Below are 25,256 nucleotides of genomic sequence, written 5' to 3'. Positions count from 1 at the left end.
CCCTCTCCCCGGTGGGGAGAGGGCTGGGGTGAGGGGAGTTACTTAACCGCCATGCCAGGCTGAGCGCCGCTGTCCGGGCTCAGCAGGAAGATATCTTTCCCGCCAGGACCTGCGGCCATCACCATCCCTTCCGACACGCCAAAGCGCATCTTACGCGGAGCGAGGTTGGCCACCATCACGGTCAGACGACCTTCCAGCTTAGACGGATCCGGGTAAGCGGTACGAATGCCGGAGAAGACGTTGCGTTTTTCGCCGCCGAGATCCAGCGTCAGGCGCAGCAGCTTGTCGGAGCCGTCCACGAATTCTGCTTTCTCAATCAGCGCAATGCGCATATCCACTTTCGCGAAGTCATCAAAGGTGATGGTCTCCTGAATCGGATCGTCCGCCAGCGGGCCAGTTACCGGTGCCGCATTCAGCGCTTTCACTTCTTCTTTAGACGCTTCCACCAGGGCTTCTACCTGCTTGGTTTCAATGCGGTTATACAGCGCCTTGAAGCTGTTCACTTTGTGGTTCAGCAGCGGCGTAGCGATGCTGTCCCAGCTCAGTTCGGCATTCAGGAAGGCTTCTGTACGCTCGGTGAGCGACGGCAGAACCGGCTTCAGGTAGGTCATCAGCACGCGGAACAGGTTAATGCCCATGGAGCAAATGGCCTGCAGATCGGCATCGCGGCCTTCCTGTTTAGCCACAACCCACGGAGCCTGCTCGTCCACGTAGCGGTTAGCGATATCTGCCAGCGCCATGATTTCGCGGATCGCACGGCCAAATTCGCGGCTGTCCCACGCTTCGCCAATGCTTTCTGCCGCATCGGTGAAGGTTTTGTACAGCTCTGCATCGGCAATCTCTGCGGCCAGCACGCCGTCAAAACGCTTGGCAATAAAGCCGGCGTTACGGGAGGCCAGGTTAACCACTTTGTTGACGATGTCGCTGTTCACGCGCTGCACGAAGTCTTCCAGGTTCAGGTCGATATCGTCGATACGGGAAGAGAGCTTCGCGGTGTAGTAGTAACGCAGGCTGTCGGCATCAAAGTGCTTCAGCCAGGTGCTGGCTTTGATAAAGGTACCGCGAGACTTGGACATCTTCGCGCCGTTAACCGTCACATAGCCGTGAACGAACAGGTTGGTTGGCTTGCGGAAGTTGCTGCCTTCCAGCATGGCCGGCCAGAACAGGCTGTGGAAGTAAACGATGTCTTTACCGATGAAGTGATACAGCTCGGTGGTGGAATCTTTCTTCCAGTATTCCTCGAAGCTGGTGGTGTCGCCACGCTTGTCGCACAGGTTCTTAAAGGAACCCATGTAACCGATTGGTGCATCCAGCCAGACGTAAAAGTACTTGCCCGGTGCATTCGGGATTTCGAAGCCGAAGTATGGCGCATCGCGGGAGATGTCCCACTGCTGCAGACCAGATTCGAACCACTCCTGCATTTTGTTTGCCACCTGCTCCTGCAGCGCGCCGCTGCGGGTCCACGCCTGCAGCATTTCGCTGAAGGACGGCAGGTCGAAGAAGAAGTGCTCGGAATCACGCATTTCAGGCGTCGCGCCGGACACCACGGATTTTGGATCGATAAGCTCGGTTGGGCTGTAGGTGGAGCCGCACACTTCGCAGTTATCGCCGTACTGATCCGGGGCTTTACATTTCGGGCAGGTGCCTTTGACAAAGCGGTCCGGCAGGAACATGCCTTTTTCCGGATCGTAGAGCTGAGAAATCGTGCGGTTTTTAATAAAACCGTTCTCTTTCAGGCGGCCATAAATCAGCTCCGACAGCTCGCGGTTTTCGTCGCTGTGGGTGGAGTGATAGTTATCATAGCTGATGTTAAAGCCTGCAAAATCAGTCTGATGCTCCTGACTCATTTCGGCAATCATCTGCTCTGGAGTGATACCCAGTTGCTGTGCTTTCAGCATGATAGGCGTGCCGTGGGCGTCGTCTGCGCAGATGAAGTTAACCTCGTTGCCGCGCATTCGTTGGTAACGGACCCAGACATCAGCCTGAATATGCTCCAGCATGTGACCGAGGTGGATTGAGCCGTTTGCGTACGGCAGTGCGCACGTTACCAATATTTTCTTCGCGGGTTGAGTCATAGTCGGGATTGCATCCTCTGATTAAAAAAGGGGGCTTCGATATTACCGGATTGGCAATTGTTTAGTAACCCCAAAGCCCGCAATAACCGTATATGAATCGGTGGTGTGGTTTCTGGTATGCTTAGCGGATTGCAATGTCCGATAAAAACATAAGGAGTCGGGATGAATTCGCAATCCCCGTCCAGTAAGTCCCCGGAACAGCTACGCGCGATGGTTGCCGGGACCCTGGCTAATTTTCAGCACCCTACCTTGAAACATAACCTCACCGCGCTGAAAGCGCTGCACCATGTCGCCATGCTTGACGACACGCTGCACGTTGAACTGCAGATGCCGTTCGCCTGGCAAAGTGGGTTTGATGCCTTAAAAGAGACCTGCAGTTCAGACCTGCTGCGGATCACCGGCGCAAAAGCAGTAGACTGGAAGCTCAGCCACCACATTGCCACGCTGAAGCGGGTGAAAAACCAGCCCGGCATTAACGGCGTCAAAAATATTATTGCCGTCAGCTCCGGCAAAGGCGGGGTGGGGAAATCGACCACTGCGGTCAACATGGCGTTGGCGCTGGCGGCTGAAGGGGCCAAAGTCGGTATTCTGGATGCCGATATTTACGGCCCGTCGATCCCAACTATGCTGGGTGCCGAACATGAGCGCCCAACGTCCCCGGACGGCAAACACATGGCGCCGATCGTGGCGCATGGCCTGGCAACTAACTCGATCGGTTACCTCGTCACCGACGAAAATGCCATGGTATGGCGCGGCCCGATGGCCAGCAAAGCGCTGATGCAAATGCTGCAGGAAACACTGTGGCCGGATCTGGATTACCTTGTGATCGATATGCCGCCGGGTACCGGTGACATCCAGCTAACGCTGGCGCAAAACATCCCGGTTACCGGGGCGATGGTGGTGACCACGCCGCAGGACATCGCGCTGATCGACGCCCGTAAAGGGATCGTGATGTTCGAGAAAGTTGAGGTGCCGGTGGTAGGTATTGTCGAGAATATGAGTATTCATATCTGCAGCAACTGCGGTCACCAGGAGCCGATATTCGGCACCGGCGGCGCGGAGAAGCTGGCGCAGCAGTATCACACCACGCTGCTGGGGCAGTTGCCTCTGCACATCACCCTGCGCGAAGACCTGGATGCCGGTAAGCCGACGGTCATTAATCGCCCGGAAAGCGACATCACTACGCTCTATCGTGAGCTGGCGGGGCGCGTGGCGGCTCAGCTTTACTGGAACGGGGATGTGATCCCAAGCGAGATCGCCTTCAGAGCGGTGTAAAACGAGACGCCTCTCCCGTCATGGAAGAGGCGTTTTTGTTTGCAAAAGTGAAACACCACGTTGTTGTGATTGAGGTTTGCAGGCGATGATAAGAATACTGGGTAAACGCTCATCAATTAACGTACGCAAAGCGCTGTGGACCTGCGAAGAGTCGGGGCTGGAATACCAGCAGGAAGATTATGGGAGCGGGTTCCGGTCGGTTCAGTCTGAGGAATTCCTTGCCCTCAATCCCAATAGTCTGGTGCCGGTACTGCTGGATGACGATTTTGTGCTGTGGGAGTCGAACAGCATCTGCCGTTATCTGGCGCGCAAAGCGGGGCGGAAAGATCTGCTGCCTTCCACACCGCAAGAGGCGGCGGACGTTGAGCGCTGGATGGACTGGCAGGCAACGGAGTTTAACACAGCCTGGCGCTATGCCTTTATGGCGCTGGTCCGTAAGGATCCACGTTTTCAGGATGCGAATCAGATTCAGGAAAGCATTTCTGCCTGGACAGGTTGTGTGCAAATTCTCAATGAGCAACTTCAGAAAACCGGAGCATGGGTAACGGGCAGCCAGTTTACCCTCGCGGATATTGTCCTTGGCCTGTCGGTTAATCGCTGGAAAATGACGCCGTTAGCTCATCCTCACATGGCGGACATTGAGCGCTGGTATTCCGCACTGAACCAGCGCCCGGCCTTTCGGCGTCATGGCAATAATGGTGTCGCGTAAGCAATGTTATCAACGCTACTTTTTTCGTTCCCTATCCCATCACTTTCGGGGAGAGGACTACTTCAACACAAAATGCATTAAATAGTATTCCCCGTCCGGCCCGTCTCCCGGGGCCTCAATATGCCAGCCGTTGCGCCGATAAAACTCAATCGCGTGTTCATTTCTCGCCAGGCATTTTAGCGATCCCGTTGCGGTAAATTCACTCTGCACTTTCTCCAGCAGCGCCTTTCCCGCGCCCGTTCCCTGATGCTCCGGGCTGACGAACAGGTTATGCAAAAAGTTATCCTGCACCCAGACGGAAGCGAAGCCGATGCGGTGGCCGTTATCTTCAGCCACCCAGATACGTTCATCCTGAGTGGCACTGTCAAAGTCTTCGAGCTGCCATGCGCTGCCGTCTAGCCAGGGCCATGCCTTGCGGCGGGCATGAAGATAAAGGGTACGTAAGAAAGGGCGGTCGGATTCTTGCCAAAGTCGTAGGATCAAATGATTACCTTTTAGGATGAAAGTTAGCCCATTGAGTCTACCCTTAAGCCTGAAGAGTGCCAATTCACCGCCGGTAAATTTAGCTCCGGCGGACAAATCCGCGCGGTTTTTATTACAACGCGTTCGCTTCTCTATATACTGCCCGCTTTTGAGCCCTGAGATTGCCCCATGTTGAATAATGACGTACTGCTTAGCGTTCGCTACATGCTGAACCTGAATAACGATGGAATCGTTAAGATCCTTGCCCTGACCGGCACCGACGTCCCTGTGGAACAGATCGTTCCGTGGTTAAAGAAAGAGGACGAAGAAGGCTTTAAAGCCTGCCCGGATCTGATCATGGCAAACTTTCTTAACGGTTTGATCTACTTCAAACGCGGCAAAGACGAAAGCAAGCCGGAGCCGAAGCTCGAGCGTCGGATGACCAACAACATTATTCTGAAAAAGCTGCGTATCGCCTTTGAGCTGAAGTCTGACGACGTGCTGGAGATCCTTACCGCCCAGCAGTTCCGCATTTCTATGCCGGAAATTACCGCCATGATGCGTAACCCGGATCATAAAAACTACCGCGAGTGCGGCGATCAGTTCCTGCGCTACTTCCTGCGTGGCCTGACCCAGCGCCTGAAGCCTGCGAAAGCGGAATAAGACGTTGTGCGGGTGAGAGTCTCTCACCCGCCGGACATAAGCTTTTAGCTATTACTTTTCTGTCGGAATAATTTCCCCGTGAGCGCGGTGTTTACCGGTCCAACTGACGGAAGGACTGCCGTCAGGCATCACGGCAATCGATAACACCACACCCTGACCACGCGCCTCATAGAAATTATCGTTGACCTTTTTCAGCGCCATCTGCTTGCCGTTCAAATAGACCGGTCCTCCGTTATCGATATGCACATCCCCCGGTGCACCGTGCCCGTTGAACAGCGGTAGGGCGGCGTTTGCCAGGCCACTGACCAGACCCAGCGACAGCACCAACATTCTCAGTTTGCTCATCAGTCATTCACTCATCTGTCTTATTAATGATTAGTTTCTTTGCGGGATAATATGAATTCTATTATTCGCGGGTGGCTATCATGCGCTTTCGCGGGAGCACTACGTTGACGTAAATCAACCCGGATAATGCCGGCAGATGAATAATTTGCGCGATCGATGAGTTGAGCTAAAAACAGAAAGGGGATAACAGCTGTTATCCCCCCTCAATACAAGCTCGAAATCAGTTCAGATGGGCACGTAACTCGCCTGCGGCCTGTGCAATAGCCGTACGCACGGTGGGTTCATCACTGATGGCATTCAATAAACCGTAATCGTGGATCATGCCGTTGTAGCGGGTCACGGTCACCGGCACGCCAGCTTCATCGAGCTTCCGGCCGAACGCTTCGCCTTCATCACGCAGCACGTCAAGCTCCGCCGTTTGAATCAGGGTGGGCGGCAGGTCCTTCAACTGCTCACGGCTGGCCTCCAGCGGTGAAGCCAGAATATTGCGGCGGTCGCTCTCTTTCGTGGTGTAGTTGTCCCAGAACCATTTCATCATGTTCTTACTGAGGAAATAGCCGTTTGAGAACTGGTTATAAGAGCCGGTATCAAAGCGCGCGTCGGTTACCGGCCACAGCATGACCTGGTAGCGAATCGCCGGGGTATGCTGCGCTTTGGCCTGCAGGGCTACGGCGGCAACCATGTTACCACCCACGCTGTTACCCGCCAGCGCAAGGCGACTGCCGTCTACGCCAATTTCGCTGCCGTGTTCGGCCACCCAGCGGGTTGCTTCATAGGCCTGGTTGATGGCCACAGGGAAGTGCGCTTCCGGGGATGGGGTGTAGTTCACAAACACCGCCGCTGCGCCCGACTCAGAGACTAAATCGCGTACCAGGCGTTCATGAGTCTGGAAGTCGCCCAGCACCCAGCCACCGCCGTGGAAGAACATAAACACCGGCAATTTGCCGCTGGCATTTTTGGGCTTAACAATGGTGAGCGTTAGCGGCTTGCCGCCAACGGTAATTGTCTTTTCAGAGATATCAGCGGCGGGAAGTTTGGCGCCTTTTTGGGCATCGATCAGTACCTGCCGGGCGGCCTGGGGAGAGAGTTGCTCGATGGGTTTGCCCCCGCCACTGTTTAAAACGGAGAGAAACTTACTCACGCCGACGGTCGGGGTCGGTGCGTCGGCGGCAAAAGCAGGGCTCAGGCTGGAAGCGGTTAAAGTCATGGCGATCAGTAATGAGCGTGACATTTTATCTCCTTTGCGATTGTATCGCGTGCTATTTAGTTGGTTATGTCTTGTTGTGATTGAGTGCTGGCGGAAGTGAATTTAAATAGCGCGCAATATTATTGCAAGCTATTTGATTGGAAGTTAATATAAAATGATGATTACTAATTGATTTTTAAAGTGAAGTATTTTTGTGGGGCTGTCAGTACAGCGTGGCCTCACGCATCATTTCGATAAGTCTTCGCAAGCCGGGATGGAGCTGCCTGCGGCTGGGGTAATACATCACCATCGGTTCATCTTCGCACACCCACTCCGGCATAGCCTGCACCAGCTGCCCGCTTTCCAGCAGCGGCCGCACTCGTACGTCCAGGCAATACGCCAGCCCGAAGCCGTTCAGAGCGGTATCAATGATCATTTCGCTTTCATTGAGTATCAGCGAGCCGGGCACATCCAATGCCAGCGCCTCTGTGCCCCGGTTAAGTTCCCATTTGTACAGCGTGCCGTTGCCGAGCCGCATCCGGATGCACTGGTGCTGAAAGAGATCGTCCGGGTGGTTCAGCGGAAGGTGCGAGGTATGGCTTAAATACTGCGGGGAGGCCACCACAATCCACTTAAGCTTGCGCGTCACCGGCATCGCAATCATGTCTTTGGGGACGCTCTCCCCATAGCGAATCCCGGCGTCGTAGCCGCTGCCGATAATATCGACCAGCGTGTTATCGACGGTAATTTCCATCTGCAGCCGGGGGTATGTAGCCATGAATTTCGCCAGTACCGGCGCAAACAGCAGCTGGGCGGCGTCTCGTGGAATATTAATCCGCAGCCGCCCGACCGGGGATTCGCGGTAATGGTCCAGTTCATCAAGCGCCATGCGAATATGGGAAAACCCGGTTTCCAGGTGCCCGAGCAGCGCTTCACCGGCGTCAGTGGGGACGACGGAGCGGCTGGTGCGGTTGAGCAGGCGAACGCCGAGCCTCTCCTCCAGCCCGCGCATCGTGTGGCTTAGCGCAGAGGTGGACACACCCAGCTCAGAAGCGGCAAGACGGAAGCTTTTTCGGCGGCAGATGGTCAAAAAAACGTTGAGATCGGCGAGTTCGCCGCGGACCGGAGCGGGCATAAAAGGGGCCTCTGTCATCAAGGGTTCGTTGAAATTAATTCAACTTAACATGAGTTACTATTAGTGCACAGAACAGACAGGGGTAAATCATGGCAATCGAAACGATTCATATCGCGGGCATCTCTGAACCCGTCAGCCGTATCGGCCTGGGTACGTGGGCCATTGGCGGTAGCATGTGGGGCGGCAGTAACGACGGGCAGTCGATAGCGACGCTGCATGAGGCGCTGGAGCGCGGCATCAACCTTATCGACACCGCGCCAGTCTACGGCTTTGGGCACTCCGAAGAGGTGGTAGGCAAAGCGCTGGTGGGCCGCCGGGACAAGGCGATTATCGCCACCAAAGTGGCGCTGGACTGGGACGAGGCCGGGCGGGTCACGCGTAATTCCACGCCGCAGCGTATTCGTCAGGAAATTGAAGACTCGCTTCGCCGCCTGCAAACGGATTATATCGACCTGTATCAGGTGCACTGGCCGGACGATTTAGTGGCGATAGATGAAACCGCGCGCGTGCTGGAAACGCTGCATCAGCAGGGGAAATTTCGCGCCCTCGGCGTCAGTAACTATTCGCCAGCGCAGATGGACAGATTCCGCAGCGCCGCGCCGCTGGCAACCATGCAGCCGCCGCTCAACCTGTTTGAACGCGGCGCGACAGAAACAGATCTGCTGCCCTACGCGAAATACCATCAGATGGTGGTGCTGGCCTACGGCGCGATTTGCCGTGGCCTGCTGTCCGGCCGCATGATGCCGGAAACTGTGTTTGGCGAAGGCGACCTGCGCAGCTTTGATCCGAAATTCCAGCCGCCGCGCTTTGCGCAGTATCTGGCTGCAGTCGAAGAATTGAAAACGTTTGCTGCAGAGCGCTACGGCAAGAGCGTGATGGCCCTGGCGCTGCGCTGGGTGCTGGATGCCGGCCCCACCATCGCGCTGTGGGGGGCTCGTCGTCCTGAACAGCTCAACGGGGTGGAAGACGTGTCCGGCTGGACATTGACCGCCGAAGATAAATGCGACATTGATCGCATTTTAGCCAGTCATATTAGCACCCCGCTGGGGGCCGAATTTATGGCACCTCCGCACCGGAAAACATCGCTTTAGTTATCTCCCGCGCCCCGCTGAACCGCGCCGGGGCGTATTTTGTTGTTCACCTGCACAAGTCAAAAAACTATGTCATCACTTAATGAACAAGCCCTGGAACAGGGGGCTGAGACGGTTTCCCTGTCGCGATCGGGGCTGCTGAAAGCGCTGTTTGCGCTCGGCATGGGCGGCTTCGCCATCGGCACCGGCGAATTCGTCATCATGGGATTGCTGCCCGATGCTGCAAACGGGCTGCACGTTTCTATTCCTTCTGCGGGCCACCTGATCAGCATTTATGCGCTGGGCGTGGTGGTCGGTGCTCCGCTATTGGCGGTGCTGGGCGCCCGTATGGCGCGGCGTGACTTTCTGATTGCCCTGATGGCGATGTTTGCCGTTGGCAACCTGTTGAGCGCATTTGCACCAGGTTACTACTCCATGATGCTGGCACGCTTCCTGGCCGGTTTCCCGCACGGCACGTTCTTCGGTGTCGCGGCTCTGCTGGCGGCAAGCCTCGTTGAGCGCTCGAAGCGGGCACAGGCGGTGTCGATGGTGCTGCTGGGCCTGACGATAGCCAACTTACTCGGCGTACCTGCGGTGGCGGCCATTGGGCAGCTGTTCGGCTGGCGTAGTGCGTTTGCCATCGTCGGCGGCCTCGCGGTATTGACGCTGATTCTGGTGTGGATCTGGGTGCCGTGGCGTGCCGGGGATAAAGACGCTAGTCCGCTGCGCGAGCTGACCGCGCTGACCCGTAAGCAGGTGCTGCTGACGCTGGCTATCGGCGCGATTGGCAGCGGCGGAATGTTCTCTGTATTCAGCTATGTGAAGCCTACCATGCTGGAGCTGGCGCATCAGTCGGTAGGGATGATCCCGGTGATTCTGTCGATGTTCGGTCTGGGCATGATTGTCGGCAATATCGTCGGCGGCCGCCTGGCGGATCGCGGGCTGGAGAAAACCGTTCGCCTGCTGCTGATTTGGGCGATCCTGGTGCTCAGCGCTTACGTTTATACCTCGCACTATCCGTGGCTGGGGGCGGTCACCGTGATGCTGGTGGGCACAATGGTGTCGCTTTCTTCGGTGCTGCAAATCCGCCTGATGGACGTGGCCGGTGACGCGCAAACTATGGCGGCAGCGATGAACCACTCGGCGTTTAACATCGCCAACGCGCTAGGTGCCTGGCTTGGCGGGGTGACTATTTCCGCAGGCTTTGGCTGGGAGTCCACCGGCTGGGTGGGCGCAATTCTGGCGGTCTTCGGGTTGCTGATCCACACCTGGGCGGTTATTGACGCCAAAAAACATCCCCCGTTAGCGCATTGAGGTTTTCATCGTGACAGTCAGTTTAGTTCTTGCAGAAGCGCTGATCGCCAGCGTAAAAACGGCGGTGGAGACCCACAGCTTCCCGTCGGTTTCCGTTGTGGTGCTGGACAGCGGCGGCCACTTAACGGCCTTTGCCCGTATGGACGGCACATTCCTGGCCACCATTGATATTGCCATGCGCAAAGCGCGTACGGCGGTGCTGTTCCAGGCCAACAGCGAAGATGTTGGCGTTAATTTGCACCCGAACGGTCCGGCGTATTCGCTGGAAAACAGCAACGGTGGGCTGGTCGGCATTGATGGCGGTATCCCGCTGCGCAACGCGGAGGGCGCTGTTATTGGCGCTATTGGGGTGTCGGGGGCCACGAAAGAGCAGGACGGGCAAATTGCTGCCTTTGCCGTAGAAGCGGTGTTCGGTAGCCGCGTTTAATGACAGAAAAGGAGCGAAGTTCGCTCCTTTTTCTTTCACCTTACTTTGGCTGAAAATAGGGCCCTTTCGCCACAGAGTCTCGCACGATCATCTCCGAACTGTACAAGTTATCCCGTGAGAAATAGCCACCATCCAGCATCGCGGTCAGGCGGTTAATCACTTCATGAATCATTTCGCTCACCGGCTCTTTCACACTCGACAGCGGCGGGGTAAGAAAAGCCCCGGTCGGGACATTATCAAAACCAATAACCGACACATCGCGCGGCACCGACAAGCCCGCCTGGCCGAGTCTGCCGATCGCGCCGATGGCCATGTCATCGTTGCTGGCGACCAGGGCGCTGAAGCCCTGTTTCGCTGAGAGCAGCGTTTCTACCGCCGCCGACCCGCTGGCAGGCGTCCATTTTCCGGTGGCGATCAGTTCGTCCCGCACCGGTAACCCGGCCTGCTCCAGCGCTTCCCGGTAGCCCGACAGGCGCTCTCTCGCCGTGGGGGAGTCCAGGACGCCAGTGATAAAGGCGATATCCCGGTGGCCCAGGTCAATCAGGTAGCGCGTGGCCGTAAAACTGGAACCTTTGTGATCGCAGCAAATACAGTGGCTCTGGTGTTTGCGCAGCTTGCGGTTCATCACCATGATCGGCTGCTTATGCTGTTCAATCAGCTCATCCATCTCGTCCACGCTTAAAAATCGCGGATAAATGATCACCGCGTCGCAGTGTAAATCGAGCAGAAACTGCACGGCGGCCTGCTCTTCCTGGGCGCTGTGTTTGCCGTCGACCAGAATCAGCTGACGCCCGCTGGCTTCCAGTTTCAGCGCGGCCTGGGAAAGCAGCTCGCTAAAATAGTTCCCGCTGTACAGCGTGTTGGTCACGACCAGCCCGATGTAGCCTGATTTGCTGGTCGCCAGATTACGTGCCAGCAGATTAGGGCGATAGCCCGTTTCCTGGATGGCCTGGTACACCTGCGTTTTAGTGGCCTCGCTCACGTAGCCCTTGCCCGACAACACGCGCGAAACGGTTGCCTTTGATACGCCTGCTTTTTTCGCCACTTCCTGCATCGTCGACATAAAGGCTTCTCGTAAGTTCGTCATTTCTGACCATTTTACACTTTTCGCGGCCAGGGCGCAGTGCAGCCTGTATTTCGATGTAAATCACAAAAATCGATCTCAATAAAAATAATCATTGTGATCTAATTTTCAACTACACATGATTATGTGGAACCGGTTACCTACGAAATCATAACAAGAGAGTTTCACCTCATGGCTAACAAGTACGAGGCAGTATCCCGACAGATTCTCGAGGCTTTAGGCGGCGCGGAAAATGTGGTGGCGGTAACCCATTGCATGACGCGGCTGCGCTTTGTATTACAGGACGATAAAAGGGTGGACGGCGCCCGGCTGAAGGCCATTTCCGGCGTGCTGGGCGTGGTGAAAAACGACCAGCAGTGCCAGGTTATCATTGGTAATACGGTGTCTCAGGCCTACGCTGAAGTGCTGAAACATCTTCCCGAAGGAGCTGGCGACAGGCCACAGACGACGGCAAAAGGCAAACTGACCCTGAAACGCATCGGCACGGGTATTCTCGATGCGCTGATTGGCACTATGTCGCCGCTTATTCCGGCGATTATCGGCGGCTCGATGGTGAAGCTGCTGGCAATGATCCTCGCGATGACCGGGTTATTTGAAACGACATCCTCGACGCTTATCATTCTTAACCTCATCGGCGACGGCGCTTTCTTCTTCCTGCCGGTGATGGTGGCGGCTTCTGCTGCCGTGAAATTTAAAACCAACATGTCGCTGGCGATTGCTATCGCCGGGGTGCTGGTGCATCCGGCCTTTATTGACCTGATGGCGAAGGCGGCCCAGGGGCAAGCGGTTGATTTTATGGGCGTGCCCGTCACCGCCGTGAAATACACCTATACCGTGATCCCCGCGCTGGTGATGACCTGGCTGCTGTCGTACATCGAAAAAGGCGTGGATCGCATCACGCCAGCGGTGACCAAAAACTTCCTCAAGCCGATGCTGATCGTGCTGGTTTCCGCGCCGATAGCGATTTTGCTGATTGGGCCGCTGGGTATCTGGATTGGCAGCGGGATTTCTTCACTGGTGTACACCGTGCACGGCTACCTGGGCTGGCTTTCCGTCGCCATCATGGGGGCTATCTGGCCGCTGCTGGTGATGACCGGCATGCACCGCGTGTTTACGCCGACAATCATTCAAACCATCGCCGAAACGGGCAAAGAAGGCATGGTTATGCCGTCGGAAATTGGCGCTAACCTGTCCCTCGGCGGGTCGTCTTTGGCCGTTGCCTGGCGGACGAAAAACCCTGAACTGCGCCAGACGGCGCTTGCTGCCGCGGCATCGGCGATTGTGGCCGGTATTTCTGAACCTGCGCTTTACGGCGTCGCGGTGCGGCTGAAACGTCCGCTGATTGCCTGCCTTATCAGCGGTTTTATTTGCGGTGCCGTCGCCGGTATTGGCGGGCTCGCCAGCCATTCCATGGCCTCGCCGGGGCTATTCACCAGCGTGCAGTTCTTCGATCCAGCCAACCCGATGAGCATCGTTTGGGTGGTAGCGGTGATGATTTTGGCCGTGGTGCTGTCTTTTATTACTACGCTTATTCTCGGGTTTGAAGATATTCCCGTCGAGGAGCCGAAAGCCAAAGAGCAGGGCAGCAGCACGGCGTTTGTACGACCAGATAATGCAGTAAAAACACTTTAAGCAGAGGTAAGCATGGCTGAGACAGTTTTTCCAAAAGGATTTTTATGGGGCGGCGCAATCGCGGCTAATCAGGCCGAGGGCGCGTATCAGGCCGGCGGCAAGGGGCTAAGCACCGTCGATATGATCCCCCATGGCGAGAATCGCCTCGGGGTAAAGCTTGGTGTGGAAAAACGTTTTGCACTGCGCGACGATGAATTTTACCCGAGCCACGAGGCCATAGATTTTTACCACCGTTATAAAGACGACATCGCGCTGCTGGCAGAAATGGGGTTCACCGTGTTCCGAACCTCCATAGCGTGGAGCCGCATCTTCCCCAAAGGCGATGAAACGACGCCGAACCCGGAAGGGATCGCCTTCTACCGCGACCTGTTTGCCGAGTGCAAAAAATACAACATCGAACCGCTGGTAACGCTGTGTCACTTCGATGTGCCGATGCACCTGGTCCAGGAATACGGCTCATGGCGCAACCGTAAAATGGTGGAGTTTTTCAGCCGCTACGCGCGCACCTGCTTTGAGGCGTTCGACGGTCTGGTGAAATACTGGCTTACCTTCAATGAAATCAACATCATGCTCCACAGCCCGTTCTCCGGTGCGGGACTGGTCTTTGAAGCCGGTGATAATAAAGAGCAGGTGATGTACCAGGCCGCGCACCACGAGCTGGTGGCCAGCGCGCTGGTCACTAAAATCGCCCACGAAGTTAACCCGCAAAACCAGGTTGGCTGCATGCTGGCGGGGGGGAACTTTTATCCTTACAGCTGCAAGCCGGAGGACGTTTGGGCGGCGCTGGAGAAAGACCGCGAGAATCTGTTCTTTATTGACGTCCAGGCGCGCGGTGCATACCCGGCTTATGCGGCACGAATGTTCCGTGAGAAAGGGATTGAGATTGTCACCGAGCCCGGCGACAACGAGATCCTGAAGAACACCGTCGATTTTGTCTCCTTCAGCTATTACGCCTCGCGCTGTGCTTCGGCAGACATGAACGAGGGGAATACCAACCCGGCGAACATCATTAAATCGCTCAAGAACCCGCACATTACTTTCAGCCAGTGGGGCTGGGGCATCGACCCGCTCGGCCTGCGCATCACCATGAACATGATGTACGACCGCTATCAGAAACCGCTGTTCCTGGTGGAGAACGGGCTGGGCGCGAAAGACGAAGTAAATGCCGAAGGGGAAATCAACGATGACTACCGTATCAGCTACCTGCGGGAACACATTAAAGCGATGGGCGAGGCGATTGCGGACGGTATTCCGGTGATGGGTTACACCTCGTGGGGTTGTATTGATCTGGTCTCAGCGTCAACCGGCGAGATGAGCAAACGCTACGGTTTTGTGTATGTCGATCGTGATGATGAAGGGCAGGGGACGCTGGCGCGCACGCCGAAGAAGTCGTTCTACTGGTATAAGAAGGTGATTGCGAGTAACGGCGGGGATCTGGCGTAATTTCCCCCTCACCCCGGCCCTCTCCCAGAGGGAGAGGGGGAAAACCTAAAAAAACTGCTTTATCCCCTCACCCCAAAGGGTGCGAGAAATACTGCTTTATCCCCTCTCCCTTTTAGGGAGAGGGTTAGGGTGAGGGTCGTGATTAGAACGCCAGAGAACCCTGTACGAAGAAGGTGCGCGGTTCGCCTACGTATTTACCAGAGTTATTATCATTCGAACGCGTGTAATAACGCTGATCGAACAGGTTTTTAATCCCGGCACCCAGTTTCAGGTTAGACAGCGACGGCCCGAAGTCGTACTCACCGCGCATATTCCACACCATGTAGCCTGCGATATTACCAAACTGACCGTCCGCGCTTTCGTCGGTGATGTAGTTCGGCCCGGTACCCGGTGAGCTTTGTTTAGACTGTGCAAAGCTGTCCAGATTCCATACCCAGTTGCCGGTCGCGTAGCGGGTACCCACGGTGTAAACCTGACGAGAGTAGAACGGCAGGTCTTTACCGGCGAAGTCGCCTTTGTCGCTGGTGGCTTTGGTGTAGGTGTAAGTGGTGTATACGCTCACGCCGTCCAGCGCGCGGTTCACTTCGCTCAGATCGTAATTCAGCGCCAGCTCAAGGCCCTGGTGCTTGGTTGCGCCCAGGTTTGTCCAGCCCACAATGTTGTTGATGTATTGCAGCTGATCGTCGAAGTCGATGTAGAACAACGTAGCTTCGGCTTTCAGCGTGGTGTCGTCATAACGGGTGCCGAACTCGTAGGTATGCGCTTTTTCAGGCGTCAGGCCCGCTGCCGGCTGGTTGCCGCTGCCGCCACGGGTCAGCTGGAAGTACTGCATGCTGCCGAAGGAGGTGCTGGCGTTGGCGAACAGTTTCCAGGCATCAGACATATGGTACATCACGCTAATAGAAGGCAGCGGCTGGCTGTAGGTCTTCTCACGATCGATGTTCTGGAAGGAATCGCTGGTGTGCGTTTTGATGCTTTCATAGCGCAGGCCAGGGGTGATCGTCCAGTCGCTGACGTTGATGGCATCATCAATATAGAAAGCGTTGGCTGCAGTACCGCCGGAGCTGTGCTGGTAGTACTCGGTCATGTCCGGTTTGGTGAAGGTTGTCGCCGGATCATACGCTTTTGGCGTGCGGTAACCTTTCTCGTCCGACGTTTCGTTCAGGTAGCGGTAGCCCAGGGTGACCTCGTGCGACATATCCCAGAAGCGGAAAAGCTGAGAATAGGTTGGCTCAATCGCCCAGGTGGAGTAGTTGCGAGGCGCTGAGTTCAGGGTACGTTTGTTGCCCTTGAAATATTCCAGATCGCTGCTGCGGTAGCTGTCGGTGAAGTAGGTCAGGACTTCCAGCTTTTTGTCGTCTTCGGTGTGCTTATATTTGAAGGACATATCCTTGCGGCGGCCTTCAAAGCTGTCCCAGCGGCGGTCTGACTGGAACGGGTCTTTCGCATACTGGGCGGTCGTCAGGCCGCCCGGCATACCGGACTGGGCTTCGTAATAGTGGAAGTTAGCCTGCAGCTCATCGCGATCGGTGAAGTTGTACTTGGTCTTCAGCATGAAATCGTCGATGTCGGTATTGTCGTTGCTCTCGCGATAGCCCTGGCCGTGCAGGCCGGAGTAAAGCAGTTCTGCACCAAAGCCGTTATCCGCCGTGCCGCCCACGGACGCGCTGGTCAGCGTCTTCAGGCCGCCGTGGCTGGCGCCCTGGGTCTGCGCGCTGACGGTGCCGCCAAATTCTTTCGGAATATCGCGGGTCACAAAGTTAATCACGCCGCCGACGTTTTGCGGCCCATAGCGCACCGCGCCGCCGCCGCGAACCACGTCCACGGACTGAATGTTGCCCATGCCCAGCGGTGCCATCGAAAGCTGTGGCTGGCCGTAAGGGGCAACCGCCAGCGGAATACCGTCCATCAGGATGGTAGAGCGTGGTGACAGGCGAGAAGTCAGGCCGCGCACGCCAACGTTGAGCGAAATGTCGCTGCCGCCGGTGCCGTTGCTGTCACGCACCTGAACGCCGGGAATGCCCTTCAGCGCATCGGCAAGCGTCTCTGAGCCCTGTTCATGAAGCTGCTGCTCGGTGACGATCGAGCGAGCGCCAGGGTGGTTAAGCAGTACGGTGCTGGTGTCCGGGTTATCCAGCCAGTTACCGACGACGGTAATGTCATCAGCTTTTTTATCTGCTGGAGCTTTATCTGTTTGAGTGTTATCTGCGGCGAGAGCTGGCAGCGCAAATGCTATCGCGCTTGCCAGGAGAGAGACACGAAAAAGGGGGCGCATCATCATTCCTATCGAATTATGGGGTTATCGTTATGAGTTTTTTTGGAAATGACAATCTTAATGATAATTATTTTCAAGTAAATAGTTTTATTACGGAATAATTCGGAATAAGTCAGAAAGTAAGTAAAAAAAAGCCGAGCGTTTAGGTTAGCGCTCGGCGGAAGGGATGTCCGGGCTTTGGATTCAGCCCGGATTGTTTTGCATTACGGAGTAACCCAGAACACGCCGCTGTAGTCCAGCGCGGTGAACTGCTTGTGAACCTGTTCGATGTCGGCCTGGGGATCAATGTCCTTGAACAGGTCCGGGTGCAGGAATTTCGCGATGGCTTCTACCGCAATATAGTTCAGCGGAGAGTCGTAGAATTGATGGTAAATCGCCATCACGCGCTTCTCTTTCACCGCCGTCAGTACGTTAATGCCGGTCCGGTTCATCAGCCCTTTGAGCTTTTGTTCGGCCACGGCTTTATCGGCCATATAGCCCAGCGGCACGGCTTTTGGCGAACGGTTACCGCGGTTCCAGTCGGCACCGGTCATCAGGTAAAAGTCCGGGTTGCTGGTGATCACCTGCTCGGTATTCACCTGGCCACTCATTTCCGGGAACAGCTTGCTGCCAATGTTGTTGCCGCCGGCAGTATCAATAAACTGACCGTAGCTGCCTTTACCGAAGGTCTGGCAACATTCGTCACCGCGAATGCCTGCTGCGCGCTCAATAAATACGCTCGGACGCTGCTCCGGTTTTAGCGTGGCCACGCGCTCGCGGACCAGGTTCATCCGCTGCTGGTAGTGCTGAATAAATGCGTCGGCGTTTTTCTGCTCATCAAACACTTTACCCAGCAGTTCGATGCTAGGCAGGGTGTTGGTCAACGGCTGCTGGCGGAAGTCGATAATCAGCACCGGAATGCCTACTTTTTCCAGCTGGCTCAGCACGCCGCTGTTCTTCAGTTTGGCCAGCACGCCGATGTCAAAAATGATCAGATCCGGCTGTAGTGTGACCGCTTTTTCGACGCTGAAATCCGTGTAGTACGGGTTTTCAAACATCGTGATTTTGCTTACCTGCGGGAATTTTCGCGCATAGGCGTCCGCCAGGTCTGGCGCTTTGGTCTTCAGCGAGTTATCCCAGGCAATGATGTTTTCCAGCGGATCCTTCGGGTGAATAATATTCAGCGCCAGCAGGGCTCGTGCATCGGCCAGCATCACGCGCTTTGCCGGATGGGGCAGCGTCACTTCCCGGCCCGCTACGTCGGTAACAACAATCGGTGCGGCCTGGGCGGCGAAGCTCAGAAGGGCAACGGCGGCGAGCAGCCAGCGAGCTTTGGCGGTAAACACTGTGAACATGGATGACCTTCAGAACGGGAAATTTTAGGAAGGGAATGATAATCGATCTCATAGCGTTTGGAATGGGGATGCGGGAATTTTTCTGGTTACGAAAGGTGCCAGGGTTTGGCTTACGGGAACCTGCGAGCTGCCAGAGCCACTCAAGGGCTTTGCTATAACGCGCCGTTGTACCGCACAGGAGAGTCCATCATGTATACCGTTTCAAACAATGCAGCCCAGGGGCGGCACTTGCATACGTCGAATGTATCCGCATTAACAACAGTGTTTCAGGATGTGCCTTCGCTGGGGCAAAAAATCGGCGCTGGGAGCCAAAAGGATGTCTTTCATTCGCGGCAGGATCCACGCAAGTGCGTGTGTCTGTTCAGACCTGGCACTACGGGTACCATTTCGGCGGAGCAGTATGCTCTAAAAGAACTTGAAACCACCAAACAGCTTAAGCATCTCGGCTTCCCCGTGGTGGATGCTCATGCCCTGGTCAAACATGGCGGTAGCGTCGGCGTGGAGAAAGACTATATCCACAACGCTTTTGATTCCGAAGATATCGTGAATAATAAGAAAAGCCTGCCGGATGATAAGAAATTCAATCAAAACGTGCTGGCGGACTGTAATGCCATTATTAACAAGCTGAAAAACCATGAATTGCATATCGACGATCTGCAATTTTTAGTCGACAGCCATGGCCGCGTGCTGATTAACGATCCGCGCGATGTGATTCGCTCCTCGCCGGATAAAAGCATCAGTAAAGTCAATGAACTGCGGGCTCATGCTTTAAATAACCTGCTGGATATTGATAGCGACTGATACCCGGCCTGATGCCGTGGATGAAATTAGTCTTTAAGCCGGCTGGCGGCCAGTTTTGCCGGGCAGAGGTTTTTAAGCCGCTCGATCAGCCAGCGTCCGGCCGGGCCGGGCGGCGAAGCTATCGGGTAGACGCCAAACATCGGCAGCGCGAGTCCATCGGGCGGGACGTCCTCAATGTTCAGCCGCACCAGCCGCCCCTCGCGAATATCTCGTTCGACAACGTGCGACGGCATGCTGCCCCAGCCGAGGCCGTCGAGCAAAAAGGCGTGTTTGGCCAGCAGATCGCCCAGCCGCCAGGTAGAAGGCGACATCACGCCAAACTCTTTCCCTTTGGAAAGCTCGGAGCGGTCGGTCAGCACCAGCTGAACGTGTTTGGTCAGCTCTGCTTTTGGCACCATACCCTCGAACTGCGCCAGCGGGTGATCGGGCGCAGCCACCATCACCAGCGAAACGCCGGTCAGACGCTCCCCGGTCAGCGAGGCCGGCATATCCGGCAGTGAGCCAAGAATACCGATCCCCGCACTGCCGTTAAGCACCGGTTTGTAGCCGCCACCCAGCGCCTCAACAAACAGGCGCAGCGGCGTGCCAGGAAACTGTTCGCGGAAGGCTTTGGCCGCTGAAGTCATTGCTTCCAGCGGGAAGAAAACGTCCACCACTACCGAGAGTTCCGATTCCAGCCCGGACGACATACCGCGCGCTCTCGCCTTCATAAAATCAACACCAGAAACAATGCAGCGGGCGTCGATCAGCAGCACTTCCCCCTCAGGCGTTAGCTTTGGGTAGCGGCCGGAACGGTCGAACAGCTGCACGCCGATCTGGGCTTCCAGCCCCTTAATCAAATCGCTGATCACCGACTGGGCGCGGTACATCTTGCGAGCGGCCGCAGAGAAGCTGCCTTCATCGACGGCGGCAATAAACGTGCGAAGTTGGTCCAGTGAAATACCGTCCAGCATTGTGATTCCTGCCTGGTAGTGAAGGGGTGAAGCGCAATATAGCCCTTCGGCATGGCTTTGTCATTGGTGAAGATGTATCGGGTGTGGCGATGGATTACATCGAAATATAACGGCTATTCGGGTGAGAAAGGCGGTGGCATAGTGGCAGCCATGTTCAGCGAATCTTAAAGATTGAGCACACCTATGTTAACGGCTTTAAAAAAACTCTTAACGCGCTTATCCCCTAAACCAGGCTCCATTTCAGAGGCTAAAACGATGTCGACTATCCTGCATATTGATACCAGTGTTCTGGGCGGTTATTCCGTCAGCCGCCAGCTGTCGGCGGAGATTGTTGCCCGCCAGAAAACGCTACACCCTGGTGCCACCGTGATTTATCGCGACCTGGTGCAGTCCCCGGCTCAGCACCTGTCCGACAAGCACATTGCCGCTTTCCAGGGCGCGGAAGTGACCGACGCTGAGCTGGGCGCAGATCTTGCTGCCGGTGGGGCGTTTATTGACGACCTGTTCGCCGCGGATGTGATTGTCATTGGCGTGCCGATGTACAACTTCTCTATTCCATCCCAGCTTAAGGCGTGGATCGACCGCGTTTGTGTGGCCGGGCGCACCTTCCAGTACGGTGCCAACGGCCCGGAAGGCCTGCTGCCAAAAGGTAAAAAAGTATTTATCGCTTCATCGCGCGGCGGCCAGTACACCGGCGACAGCCCGGCGGCATTCCTCGAGCATCAGGAATCCTATCTGAAAGCGGTGCTGGGCTTTATTGGCCTGACCGACGTGACCATTATCCGCGCAGAAAACCTGGGCCGTGGCGACGAAGCGAAAAGTGCCGCAATCGCCGATGCCAAAAACCAGATCGCGTCGCTGGCCTGATAACGGATAAAGAGCCTTTGCTATTACTGCAAAGGCTCTTCTGTTTCATGAAGGCTGAAACTAAAACGCCCGCCAGATAAGCACGGCAATCCCGCCAAACAGGATCCATTTCACGATGTAATACACCGTTTTATTCCAGCTTTTTAACTTCTTGCCGACGATACGAATCTGATAGATGTAGCGGAAAGCGCGGTTGATCCCGCCGATGCGGTCATTTTCATCGTTGGGTGCCGAGGCGGCGCTCATCAGGTTGCGCCCGAGCCAGTGGTTAACCGCCTGAGCCCAGCGATAACGCATCGGTCTTTCCACGTCACAGAACAGAATCAGGCGATTTTCGCCGCTGGTGTTTTCCGCATAGTGAATATAGGTTTCATCGAACAGCACGCCTTCGCCGTCCCGCCAGCTATAGCGCTGTCCGTCCACTTCAATAAAGCAGCGATCGTCATTCGGGGTCGCAAGTCCAAGATGAAAACGCAGCGAGCCGGCATACGGGTCCCGGTGTCTTGGCAGGCGGCTGCCGTCGGGCAGGGTAGCGAACATCGCAGCTTTGATGGACGGAATGGTGCGCAGCAGTTCGGTGGTTTTCGGGCACAGTATGCTGGCTGACGGGTGGGCGTTTTCATACCATTTCAGGTAAAAGCGCTTCCAGCCTGTTTTAAAGAAGGAGTTGAAACCGGCGTCGTTAAATTTTTCTGCGGCTTTTATCTGCTCCATTTGTTGCAGATGCATACCTTCGTCGCGAATCACTTCCCAGTTTTCCCGCAGCGTTGTTAGCTCGGGAAAGGTTTCCGGCGTTAAATAGGGCGTATTCGGCACCCTGGAGAAAAGATACATAAAACCGTTAAGTGGGGCGGTAAACGTTGAATGGTCCGACAGCTGTCGCCAGAAACGAAAACGAATCTTGCCGCGGTAATGCACATAGACCACTGAAATAATAATGATGAGTAAAATGATATATTTCATATTGTTATCTGACCACTGTGTTTTTTGCTCATTCCCTGCCGGGCCAAAGCCCCGACTGCCAAAAATGCGCCTTTGTAAAGGCGCTGAAATAGAGCTTAGCAGTGGTTTTAGCGAAGTAAATGTTGCCGGGAACAACTTACCAGCCTACAGATAACCCCGCACCGTAACCCACATTGTTTTCTGTATCGTCACTGACGGTGGCTTTCACAACAACAGTATTTCCGATACGTGTAGAGGCGCCCACGGCTAAAGCATTTTCGCCTTCATAGCCGCCAATACCTGCCCCTATAGCCACGGTTTGATTATTCATCACCTGCGGTATATTGCTCATTGCCATCGCGCCAGAGATACCCGCGTTGGCCTCTTTTTGATTATTGTTAACTTCATCTTTTAATGCAGAGAAGGCGTTATTTAATTTATCGATGGACTGGCTGTTGGCCTGAATCATGCGCGTATTGTTTTCTGCGCGTTCAGTATTTAAAAAAATATTGTTAGCGTTAGTGGATACGCGTGCCTGCGTTGCCGTATCGAGTTTTGTTTCGGTGGTTGTCAGGCCATTTGTGCCGTTAATACCATTTGTCCCGTTCTTACCATCCACGCCGTTTTTTACCTGAGCCTGAACATATTCGATCATCGCTTTATCTTTGGCTGCCTGGCGGTCGGCATCTGTTGCGTTGTTATCAGGATGAGTGGCAGGGCCTGTCTGATTTGTTGGGGTACCCGCAGGGTCAGACTCAACCAGCATTGGACGCTTTTGAATGTCAGCAATTTTGCTGGCAGCAGAATTAATAATATTTATATCGCTATTATAAGCTGCCATTGCCTGATCCCACGGCACATTTGCTTTGCGCAGAGCGTTACCAATATCCAGATCGTGACTAACCAAAAGATTAGCATTATTGGCTTCGTCACGAATTTTTTCGATAGCAGCCTCTTTTTGTGCCGCACTCATTGCGTCACTTGCGCCTGTCCCCGTAGCGAAAGCGGATAAAGAAAAAAATAAAGAACCCATTACCCCAATAGTTACTATGGACTTGCCTAAGTTGATCAATTTCATTCTATTTCACCATTAATAAATTAAGCGTTTCAATGTTTCATGTTGGACATTGATAACGGTGGTGAACTATCCCGGAATGTGACAGTGTAATCCTTGATCTAAATCATAAGAAAATTCTTAGTTGAGGGTGTTTAAAATGGTTAAAACAGGTCGTTCACATTCATCATTTGTACTGGTGATGGGGTGCTCACACGGGCATTACAATCAGGACGAGATGGCTTACGTTTGAAAGTTCAGCTATGTGTGGTGTTGTGGAATGAAAAAATAGAAAAGGGCAGTTAAATTCGACGAGTGAATTTCTTCACTAAGCCGTCCTAAGTTAAGCCAGTATCATCCCAGCCCACCACCTGCAATCCGCAAAGCGCCGCTTTTGCCGTTTACAAGACCTCCCGCTGGCATTACCATCCTCCTCACGGATTAATGACCTGCATTAATCACAACATATTGCTGTAAATGACTCGGGGTGCCCTTCCTTGTGAAGGCTGAGAAATACCCGTACCACCTGATCTGGATAATGCCAGCGTAGGGAAGTCAGATGCCTGTCCGGCGTCCCTTCTTTCACGCCGGACAGGAGCCTTACCGTTATGCAACCTGACCTGCTGCCCGGCGCGACCGCCGTCTCTGTTTTACACCATCTCCGCCAGCATTCGCCGCTGGTTCACTGTATGACCAATGACGTAGTACAAACCTTTACCGCTAACGTGCTGCTGGCGCTTGGGGCTGCCCCGGCGATGGTGATTGAAGCCGAAGAAGCGGCGCAATTTAGCGGGCTTGCCAGCGCGCTGCTGATCAACATTGGCACGCTGACATCAGAACGCTCGGCTGCGATGTTGGCCGCGATTCACGCCGCCAATAGCGCCGGAACGCCGTGGGCGTTAGACCCGGTCGCCGTGGGCGGTCTGGCTTTCCGCACGCGTTTTGCCCGCGAAATTATTCAACTGAAACCCGCCGCTATTCGCGGAAACGCGTCTGAAATCATGGCGTTAGCGGGCGAGCAGGCCGGAGGTCGCGGTGTGGACAGCACCGATGATGCGCTTTCGGCGCTCCCGGCTGCGCAAAAGCTGGCGCGTGAAACCGGCGCGGTGGTTGCCGTAACCGGAGAAACTGATTACGTCACCGACGGCGAGCGAACGCTTGCCGTGACTGGCGGGGGAGAACTAATGACGCGTGTGGTCGGCACCGGATGTGCGCTTTCCGCCGTGGTGGCTGCGTGCTCTGCATTGCCGGGGGACAGGCTGGACAACGTCGCCAGCGCCTGCCGCTTTATGTCGCTTGCTGGCGAGCAGGCCATCGCCGCCAGCCGTGGGCCGGGCAGTTTTACCCCAGCCTTCCTCGACGCCCTTTATCTGCTGAACGCGGAGGTGCTGGTATGAAACGCATCAACGCATTAACCATCGCCGGAACCGATCCAAGCGGCGGGGCGGGTATCCAGGCCGATCTGAAAACTTTCTCGGCACTCGGCGCTTATGGCACTAGCGTCATCACCGCGCTGGTGGCGCAGAATACCCGTGGCGTGCAGTCCGTTTACCGTATTGAGCCTGAGTTTGTGGCGGCGCAGTTAGATTCTGTCCTGAGCGACGTGCGCATCGACACCACAAAAATCGGCATGCTGGCAGAAACCGATATCGTTGAAGCTGTAGCAGAGCGGCTGGCCTTCTATAAGGCGAAAAACGTGGTGCTGGACACGGTGATGCTGGCGAAGAGCGGCGATCCGCTGCTGGCCCCGTCGGCGGTGGAAAGCTTACGTCGGAAGCTATTGCCGCATGTCGCGCTGATCACGCCCAATCTCCCGGAAGCGGCAGCGCTGCTGGATGCTCCCCACGCGCGGAGTGAAAAAGAGATGCGTGAACAAGGAGAAGCGCTGCTGGCAATGGGCTGTGAGGCTGTACTGATGAAAGGCGGGCATCTCGACGATGCAGAAAGCCCGGACTGGCTGTTTACCCGCCACGATGTCCTGCGTTTTACCGCGCCGCGTGTGCAAACAAAAAACACCCACGGCACTGGCTGTACTTTATCCGCCGCGCTGGCCGCGCTTCGCCCCCGTCATGACGACTGGGCGCAAACCGTGGCTGCCGCAAAAATCTGGTTATCGAAGGCGCTGGCGCAGGCGGATTCGCTGGAAGTCGGGCACGGTATCGGCCCGGTGCATCATTTTCACGAGTGGTGGTAACTGTCGGTTAAGAGAG

The 25,256-nt window shown here is 55.4% G+C and carries 23 protein-coding genes and 1 riboswitch; of the genes, 12 read left to right on the top strand and 11 right to left on the bottom strand.

Features of this window, described 5'->3' with window-relative positions; all coding sequences use genetic code 11:
- Positions 1-38: 38 nt before the first annotated feature.
- Positions 39-2,075, bottom strand: coding sequence for a methionine--tRNA ligase (metG, locus tag LH23_RS20590; protein WP_039295320.1), 2,037 nt, complete (start codon positions 2,073-2,075; stop codon positions 39-41).
- 162 nt (positions 2,076-2,237) lie between these two features.
- Here metG and apbC point away from each other — a divergent pair, with 162 nt between their 5' ends.
- Together apbC and LH23_RS20580 are read left to right on the top strand one after the other, a co-directional pair.
- Complete coding sequence (apbC, locus tag LH23_RS20585) at positions 2,238-3,350, top strand: iron-sulfur cluster carrier protein ApbC (protein WP_039295317.1); 1,113 nt, start codon at positions 2,238-2,240, stop codon at positions 3,348-3,350.
- Positions 3,351-3,435: 85 nt separating this feature from the next.
- Positions 3,436-4,059, top strand: a complete 624-nt coding sequence (locus LH23_RS20580) for a glutathione S-transferase family protein (protein WP_039295313.1) — start codon at positions 3,436-3,438, stop codon at positions 4,057-4,059.
- Between the two features lie 57 nt (positions 4,060-4,116).
- On the opposite strand, the gene LH23_RS20575 is transcribed toward LH23_RS20580, so the two are convergent.
- Positions 4,117-4,542 (bottom strand): GNAT family N-acetyltransferase, encoded by a 426-nt coding sequence (locus LH23_RS20575; RefSeq protein ID WP_052050395.1) that lies wholly within the window; start codon positions 4,540-4,542, stop codon positions 4,117-4,119.
- 168 nt (positions 4,543-4,710) lie between these two features.
- Between LH23_RS20575 and LH23_RS20570 the strand changes: the two genes are divergently transcribed.
- Positions 4,711-5,184, top strand: coding sequence for a DUF1456 family protein (locus LH23_RS20570; RefSeq protein WP_039295310.1), 474 nt, complete (start codon positions 4,711-4,713; stop codon positions 5,182-5,184).
- Positions 5,185-5,235: 51 nt separating this feature from the next.
- Here LH23_RS20570 and LH23_RS20565 read toward each other — a convergent pair whose 3' ends face one another.
- The 3 genes from LH23_RS20565 to LH23_RS20555 all read right to left on the bottom strand — a co-directional run bounded on the left by LH23_RS20565 (position 5,236) and on the right by LH23_RS20555 (position 7,868).
- Positions 5,236-5,529: a hypothetical protein gene (locus tag LH23_RS20565; RefSeq protein ID WP_231560155.1), complete on the bottom strand. Its 294-nt coding sequence runs from the start codon at positions 5,527-5,529 to the stop codon at positions 5,236-5,238.
- 220 nt (positions 5,530-5,749) lie between these two features.
- A complete protein-coding gene (locus tag LH23_RS20560; RefSeq protein ID WP_039295307.1) occupies positions 5,750-6,760 on the bottom strand; it encodes an alpha/beta hydrolase in 1,011 nt (336 codons plus the stop codon).
- A 178-nt stretch (positions 6,761-6,938) separates the two neighbouring features.
- Positions 6,939-7,868: a LysR family transcriptional regulator gene (locus LH23_RS20555; protein ID WP_156108072.1), complete on the bottom strand. Its 930-nt coding sequence runs from the start codon at positions 7,866-7,868 to the stop codon at positions 6,939-6,941.
- A 71-nt stretch (positions 7,869-7,939) separates the two neighbouring features.
- Between LH23_RS20555 and LH23_RS20550 the strand changes: the two genes are divergently transcribed.
- The 3 genes from LH23_RS20550 (at position 7,940) to LH23_RS20540 (ending at position 10,661) form a co-directional block, all read left to right on the top strand.
- Positions 7,940-8,941: an aldo/keto reductase gene (locus LH23_RS20550; protein ID WP_039295305.1), complete on the top strand. Its 1,002-nt coding sequence runs from the start codon at positions 7,940-7,942 to the stop codon at positions 8,939-8,941.
- 69 nt (positions 8,942-9,010) lie between these two features.
- Positions 9,011-10,234 carry an MFS transporter gene (locus tag LH23_RS20545; protein WP_039295303.1) on the top strand — a complete coding sequence of 408 codons (1,224 nt, stop codon included), beginning with the start codon at positions 9,011-9,013 and terminating at the stop codon, positions 10,232-10,234.
- A 10-nt stretch (positions 10,235-10,244) separates the two neighbouring features.
- Positions 10,245-10,661: a GlcG/HbpS family heme-binding protein gene (locus LH23_RS20540; RefSeq protein ID WP_039295300.1), complete on the top strand. Its 417-nt coding sequence runs from the start codon at positions 10,245-10,247 to the stop codon at positions 10,659-10,661.
- Between the two features lie 40 nt (positions 10,662-10,701).
- Here LH23_RS20540 and LH23_RS20535 read toward each other — a convergent pair whose 3' ends face one another.
- The gene (locus LH23_RS20535; RefSeq protein WP_039295298.1) at positions 10,702-11,724 is read right to left on the bottom strand and encodes a LacI family DNA-binding transcriptional regulator; all 1,023 of its coding nucleotides are present in this window, start codon (positions 11,722-11,724) and stop codon (positions 10,702-10,704) included.
- A 192-nt stretch (positions 11,725-11,916) separates the two neighbouring features.
- Here LH23_RS20535 and ascF point away from each other — a divergent pair, with 192 nt between their 5' ends.
- Together ascF and LH23_RS20525 are read left to right on the top strand one after the other, a co-directional pair.
- Positions 11,917-13,377: a PTS cellobiose/arbutin/salicin transporter subunit IIBC gene (gene ascF, locus LH23_RS20530; protein WP_039295296.1), complete on the top strand. Its 1,461-nt coding sequence runs from the start codon at positions 11,917-11,919 to the stop codon at positions 13,375-13,377.
- 12 nt (positions 13,378-13,389) lie between these two features.
- Positions 13,390-14,820, top strand: coding sequence for a 6-phospho-beta-glucosidase (locus LH23_RS20525; RefSeq protein ID WP_039295294.1), 1,431 nt, complete (start codon positions 13,390-13,392; stop codon positions 14,818-14,820).
- Between the two features lie 142 nt (positions 14,821-14,962).
- Here the strand turns inward: LH23_RS20525 and LH23_RS20520 are convergent, their stop codons facing one another.
- Both LH23_RS20520 and LH23_RS20515 read right to left on the bottom strand, forming a co-directional pair.
- Positions 14,963-17,095: a TonB-dependent receptor family protein gene (locus tag LH23_RS20520; protein ID WP_039295292.1), complete on the bottom strand. Its 2,133-nt coding sequence runs from the start codon at positions 17,093-17,095 to the stop codon at positions 14,963-14,965.
- A gap of 203 nt (positions 17,096-17,298) precedes the next feature.
- Positions 17,299-18,429: an ABC transporter substrate-binding protein gene (locus LH23_RS20515; protein ID WP_039295289.1), complete on the bottom strand. Its 1,131-nt coding sequence runs from the start codon at positions 18,427-18,429 to the stop codon at positions 17,299-17,301.
- Positions 18,430-18,618: 189 nt separating this feature from the next.
- Here LH23_RS20515 and hopBF1 point away from each other — a divergent pair, with 189 nt between their 5' ends.
- Positions 18,619-19,230, top strand: coding sequence for a T3SS effector protein kinase HopBF1 (hopBF1, locus tag LH23_RS20510; RefSeq protein WP_039295286.1), 612 nt, complete (start codon positions 18,619-18,621; stop codon positions 19,228-19,230).
- A gap of 26 nt (positions 19,231-19,256) precedes the next feature.
- Here the strand turns inward: hopBF1 and LH23_RS20505 are convergent, their stop codons facing one another.
- Positions 19,257-20,183 (bottom strand): LysR family transcriptional regulator, encoded by a 927-nt coding sequence (locus LH23_RS20505; RefSeq protein WP_039295282.1) that lies wholly within the window; start codon positions 20,181-20,183, stop codon positions 19,257-19,259.
- A 255-nt stretch (positions 20,184-20,438) separates the two neighbouring features.
- Here LH23_RS20505 and LH23_RS20500 point away from each other — a divergent pair, with 255 nt between their 5' ends.
- Positions 20,439-21,050: an FMN-dependent NADH-azoreductase gene (locus LH23_RS20500; RefSeq protein WP_197061689.1), complete on the top strand. Its 612-nt coding sequence runs from the start codon at positions 20,439-20,441 to the stop codon at positions 21,048-21,050.
- 60 nt (positions 21,051-21,110) lie between these two features.
- Here the strand turns inward: LH23_RS20500 and lpxO are convergent, their stop codons facing one another.
- Complete coding sequence (gene lpxO, locus LH23_RS20495; RefSeq protein WP_039295276.1) at positions 21,111-22,013, bottom strand: lipid A hydroxylase LpxO; 903 nt, start codon at positions 22,011-22,013, stop codon at positions 21,111-21,113.
- Between the two features lie 136 nt (positions 22,014-22,149).
- Positions 22,150-23,070 carry a YadA C-terminal domain-containing protein gene (locus LH23_RS23855; RefSeq protein WP_081946145.1) on the bottom strand — a complete coding sequence of 307 codons (921 nt, stop codon included), beginning with the start codon at positions 23,068-23,070 and terminating at the stop codon, positions 22,150-22,152.
- 449 nt (positions 23,071-23,519) lie between these two features.
- Positions 23,520-23,616, top strand: a riboswitch (TPP riboswitch).
- 38 nt (positions 23,617-23,654) lie between these two features.
- Here LH23_RS23855 and thiM point away from each other — a divergent pair.
- Both thiM and thiD read left to right on the top strand, forming a co-directional pair.
- The gene (thiM, locus tag LH23_RS20485; RefSeq protein WP_039295274.1) at positions 23,655-24,443 is read left to right on the top strand and encodes a hydroxyethylthiazole kinase; all 789 of its coding nucleotides are present in this window, start codon (positions 23,655-23,657) and stop codon (positions 24,441-24,443) included.
- Positions 24,440-25,240, top strand: a complete 801-nt coding sequence (thiD, locus tag LH23_RS20480; protein ID WP_039295271.1) for a bifunctional hydroxymethylpyrimidine kinase/phosphomethylpyrimidine kinase — start codon at positions 24,440-24,442, stop codon at positions 25,238-25,240. Before thiM ends, thiD begins: the two co-directional genes overlap by 4 nt.
- The last annotated feature ends 16 nt before the right edge of the window (positions 25,241-25,256 follow it).

Origin of the sequence: Cedecea neteri (genome assembly GCF_000758305.1) — a bacterium.
In the GTDB taxonomy this organism is placed as follows: domain Bacteria; phylum Pseudomonadota; class Gammaproteobacteria; order Enterobacterales; family Enterobacteriaceae; genus Cedecea; species Cedecea neteri_C.
Note: the sequence above shows the minus strand (reverse complement) of the source record. Positions and strands in the feature narration are given on the sequence as shown.

Bases quoted from the DNA above. Each gene is read 5' to 3' on its own strand.
- LH23_RS20520 (WP_039295292.1), bottom strand. From the start codon at position 17,095: ATGCGCCCCCTTTTTCGTGTCTCTCTCCTGGCAAGCGCGATAGCATTT.
- LH23_RS20580 (WP_039295313.1), top strand. From the start codon at position 3,436: ATGATAAGAATACTGGGTAAACGCTCATCAATTAACGTACGCAAAGCG.
- ascF (WP_039295296.1), top strand. From the start codon at position 11,917: ATGGCTAACAAGTACGAGGCAGTATCCCGACAGATTCTCGAGGCTTTA.
- lpxO (WP_039295276.1), bottom strand. From the start codon at position 22,013: ATGAAATATATCATTTTACTCATCATTATTATTTCAGTGGTCTATGTG.
- LH23_RS20535 (WP_039295298.1), bottom strand. From the start codon at position 11,724: ATGTCGACGATGCAGGAAGTGGCGAAAAAAGCAGGCGTATCAAAGGCA.
- thiM (WP_039295274.1), top strand. From the start codon at position 23,655: ATGCAACCTGACCTGCTGCCCGGCGCGACCGCCGTCTCTGTTTTACAC.
- LH23_RS20500 (WP_197061689.1), top strand. From the start codon at position 20,439: ATGTCGACTATCCTGCATATTGATACCAGTGTTCTGGGCGGTTATTCC.
- metG (WP_039295320.1), bottom strand. From the start codon at position 2,075: ATGACTCAACCCGCGAAGAAAATATTGGTAACGTGCGCACTGCCGTAC.
- LH23_RS20555 (WP_156108072.1), bottom strand. From the start codon at position 7,868: ATGACAGAGGCCCCTTTTATGCCCGCTCCGGTCCGCGGCGAACTCGCC.
- LH23_RS20550 (WP_039295305.1), top strand. From the start codon at position 7,940: ATGGCAATCGAAACGATTCATATCGCGGGCATCTCTGAACCCGTCAGC.
- LH23_RS20565 (WP_231560155.1), bottom strand. From the start codon at position 5,529: ATGAGCAAACTGAGAATGTTGGTGCTGTCGCTGGGTCTGGTCAGTGGC.
- apbC (WP_039295317.1), top strand. From the start codon at position 2,238: ATGAATTCGCAATCCCCGTCCAGTAAGTCCCCGGAACAGCTACGCGCG.
- LH23_RS23855 (WP_081946145.1), bottom strand. From the start codon at position 23,070: ATGAAATTGATCAACTTAGGCAAGTCCATAGTAACTATTGGGGTAATG.
- LH23_RS20515 (WP_039295289.1), bottom strand. From the start codon at position 18,429: ATGTTCACAGTGTTTACCGCCAAAGCTCGCTGGCTGCTCGCCGCCGTT.
- LH23_RS20545 (WP_039295303.1), top strand. From the start codon at position 9,011: ATGTCATCACTTAATGAACAAGCCCTGGAACAGGGGGCTGAGACGGTT.
- LH23_RS20525 (WP_039295294.1), top strand. From the start codon at position 13,390: ATGGCTGAGACAGTTTTTCCAAAAGGATTTTTATGGGGCGGCGCAATC.
- LH23_RS20505 (WP_039295282.1), bottom strand. From the start codon at position 20,183: ATGCTGGACGGTATTTCACTGGACCAACTTCGCACGTTTATTGCCGCC.
- hopBF1 (WP_039295286.1), top strand. From the start codon at position 18,619: ATGTATACCGTTTCAAACAATGCAGCCCAGGGGCGGCACTTGCATACG.
- LH23_RS20560 (WP_039295307.1), bottom strand. From the start codon at position 6,760: ATGTCACGCTCATTACTGATCGCCATGACTTTAACCGCTTCCAGCCTG.
- LH23_RS20570 (WP_039295310.1), top strand. From the start codon at position 4,711: ATGTTGAATAATGACGTACTGCTTAGCGTTCGCTACATGCTGAACCTG.
- thiD (WP_039295271.1), top strand. From the start codon at position 24,440: ATGAAACGCATCAACGCATTAACCATCGCCGGAACCGATCCAAGCGGC.